This is a genomic window from Bradyrhizobium sp. (assembly GCF_049586575.1).
Classification (GTDB): Bacteria; Pseudomonadota; Alphaproteobacteria; order Rhizobiales; family Xanthobacteraceae; genus Bradyrhizobium.
Window position 1 is genome coordinate 1 of record NZ_JBAVCF010000323.1, and the last position, 2,940, is coordinate 2,940.

Consider the following 2,940-nt stretch of genomic DNA (forward strand, 5'->3'; position numbering starts at 1 on the left):
GGGTTGAAGTCGAAGCCATAGACGCGCGCTGCGGGGTTCGCCGCTGCCACCAAATTGGTCGTGTAACCTTGGCCGCAGCCGAGGTCGGCATAGACAAGCGGCTCACCTAAACTGCCGGGCGCAGCAACGTCGCCAGCCAAAGCCGCCAACGCGACCATCGCTGGCGTTTGAACGCGACAAAAATCGTGAACGTAGGCGGTGTCCGTTACGTAACCGCCACCCCAGTCGGTCATGGCTCTTCCGTCCGTTCAAGCGCACTTTAAAGGATCGCACTATCAAGAAGTGAGCTCAAGCGCCTTCGGTCGCCGCGCGTCATCGATGTGTTGTCGCGGCTGGTCAGCGAGCGCGGTCCGCCGGGCTTCCTGCGCAGCGACTACGGTCCGGAGTTTGTGTCGAGAGCGCTGCTGATCCTGGATTGTCGCGCAGGGCATCGGCACAGCGTTGATCGAGCCGGGCAAGCCCTGGCAGAATGGCGTCACGGAAAGCTTCAACGGCAAATTCCGCGATGAATGCCTCAGCCTCGAATGGTTCCGCTCGCGTGCCGAAGCGAAGGTGATTATCGAGAGCTGGCGACAGCACTTCAACGCGGTGCGCCCGCATTCGAGTCTCGGCTATCTGACGCCGAACGAATTTGCGGCGCAACTAACCAACGCAGCGCCTGGCAAAGCAATGGGCCGGGCGCTGCGGTACATGGGCCTTCGCGCCCCGGCCCGTTGCATCACCCGCCTCGCGGGAGGCAAATGCAGCAAACAGTGGGCGTTGTCTCAAGCTAGCCGTGGTCCGAAGAAACTAGTGCGCGTTCGCCTTGATCGAAACTAGCTACTTCCCGGCGCAAAATTGAGATTTCCGGCATTGTGATCGACGGCCGGGCGGAACGCAAAGCCCGCCGGGGCGATCGGCGGGCTTGCCTGAACAGTGATTGTGGTTGCGGCGGTTAGGGGATCGCCTGCTTCTGGATGGCGCGGCCGATGTTGACGACATTGTCGGCGATGACGCCGAGACCGACCCAGCGGTTCATTCCGATGTCGCCCTTGTAGCGGCAACGGTCGAGGCCGTGTCGCCGCTTGACCACGCTGATACGTCCTTCGCATCCGGTGCGCCACTTCTGACCGTTGCGGAACCATCGCTTCCTCTGCTCGCGTTTGCGTTCAGGGGTTTTGGTCGACCGGTTGGGAATGCAGACGCGTTTGACGCCGCGTGCTTTCGCCGCCGCGTCGTTCTTGTGAGAATAGAATGCAGCATCCGCCGCCACCAAGCGCGGCGCGCGACCGAGCAGCGCCTGATGCGTCTCAATCGCGGCGATCAGCAAGTCCGAATCATGCGGCCGCTGAGGGTAAACTTGATAGTCGGTGATGATCTGGTTCTCGGCCTCCTGCAGCTTCACCATCTTGCCGAACTCATTCGGCTTGCCGGCCTTGCCCTTGCGGATGACCTCAGTCGACGGTTCGAACAGACTGAGCAGCTTACCTTCGCTCCGCGTGTTGCTGCGGAAGATTCGAGCCCTGGTTTGCTTCATGACCTGCCTGACGCGCGGGATCATCAGATCAAGCTCTTGGCGCAGACAATCCAACGCAACCTGCTGCAAGAAAGACTTCGCTCGCTTCACTCGCCGACGGATCTCCTCGGAGAATCGTCTTGCCTGGCCGACTACGCGGCTCGTCGTGTCCAGCAGACGCGCATAGCGCTGCTTCAATTTGTACTGATTGAGCGGACCCTTGGCACGCGCCACCCGCCCGATCTCCAGGAGTCGCAGCTTCACACTTCGGCTGCGATCGCGCAGCTTCGCTCCGACTGCACCTGCAATCTGCGTGATCTTGCGCATGGTGCGCGTCAGCACGCGGACGCCGTCTCCCAGCAAGGTGCTGTCGGTCGGATAATGGATATCCGCCTCCACCACCGTCGTATCGACACGCATTCGACGACCGGCAGCCACGCCTTTCTCCTTGGCTATCTGCACCAACCGCGCGTGAACCTGCTTGAGCACCTCGGGTCCGATCGCGACGCCCCAGCGCCCGATTGTCTTGGCGTCCGGCATCTTGGCGCCGCCCACGCGGGTGAAGTCGCGGTACACCAGATTGGCGCGGACCTCGCGCTCGAGCACTTCATAGCTCCAGTTGCGGACATGCTTCAGGATCAATAGCCGAAGCACCACCTCGGCCGGCGTGCCATGGCGGCCGCGCGAGCGGCTCTTGGGATGTCGCTTTGCCAAAGCCTCGTACACCGCGGACACAATGGCCTCGTCCGCCAGCACTGAATCGGCATGCTCCATCCAGTCGTCACGAAGATCGCTCACCTCCTCGGCAATCAGTCCATCAGCAAAGCTGAGTTGTCTGCGACGCATTGCGATCATGGTTTGCTCCGCGTCTTCGATGCGGCCCGTTCCGGGCGCAGCAGGTCATGATTGAGCTCGCAGATCGCTTCGATCGCCGCCTTCAGCTCTTGATAGTTGTTCAGCCAGCGGCGCACTTCAGCAACGCGGTCGCGACGAACACTGATTTGGCGCGTGCGCCCGCCTGGATACGTCACCGTCAAAACAAATACCTGGTGCCCTTCACCACGCGCGCACTTCGGACAGCCCCTGGTGTGTCGAACAGTGCGCTCCAGTAACGTTCCGCGCAGCAGCCCGCCGTTGACCGGCAACTTGCTCAGCAGCTTCTCACGTGCGCGAAGGGTCTGAACCCGAATCATTCATAAGAATGAATCAATCGCGAAGGCCTGCGTCAACTCCAATTTCGCTCGACCTTGCAGTTTTCCGCGCCCCTGGCGATTCTGAGGACTCGCCAACCTCGCTCAATTTTGCGCCGGGAAGTAGCTATGCCTTGCTGGCCGGAGCGATTTTCACGGCCCGAGAGATTTCTGTGACGTCAACCTTTCTACCCCCGACACGCTGATGGCTTTCCAGACCTTGACTTGCCGATTGCTTTTGCCGCCGTGCCACAT

The 2,940-nt window shown here is 61.1% G+C and carries 2 protein-coding genes and 2 pseudogenes; 1 reads left to right on the plus strand and 3 read right to left on the minus strand.

The features are described from left to right. Positions 1 to 233: pseudogene (locus WB528_RS12435) on the minus strand (methyltransferase type 11); the annotation flags it as partial. 63 nt (positions 234 to 296) lie between these two features. On the opposite strand from WB528_RS12435, the pseudogene WB528_RS12440 reads away from it, so the two are divergent. Further along, a pseudogene (locus WB528_RS12440) lies at positions 297 to 642 on the plus strand (integrase core domain-containing protein); the annotation flags it as partial. A 292-nt stretch (positions 643 to 934) separates the two neighbouring features. On the opposite strand, the gene WB528_RS12445 reads toward WB528_RS12440, so the two are convergent. Further along, the gene (locus WB528_RS12445; RefSeq protein WP_423888714.1) at positions 935 to 2,341 is read right to left on the minus strand and encodes an ISNCY family transposase; all 1,407 of its coding nucleotides are present in this window, start codon (positions 2,339 to 2,341) and stop codon (positions 935 to 937) included. Between the two features lie 5 nt (positions 2,342 to 2,346). Continuing rightward, complete coding sequence (locus tag WB528_RS12450; protein ID WP_423888713.1) at positions 2,347 to 2,688, minus strand: DUF6788 family protein; 342 nt, start codon at positions 2,686 to 2,688, stop codon at positions 2,347 to 2,349. Positions 2,689 to 2,940: the final 252 nt, after the last annotated feature.

What these genes read in the sequence shown, in the direction of transcription:
- WB528_RS12450 (WP_423888713.1), bottom strand. Translation starts at nt 2,688, where the DNA reads ATGATTCGGGTTCAGACCCTTCGCGCACGTGAGAAGCTGCTGAGCAAG.
- WB528_RS12445 (WP_423888714.1), bottom strand. Translation starts at nt 2,341, where the DNA reads ATGCGTCGCAGACAACTCAGCTTTGCTGATGGACTGATTGCCGAGGAG.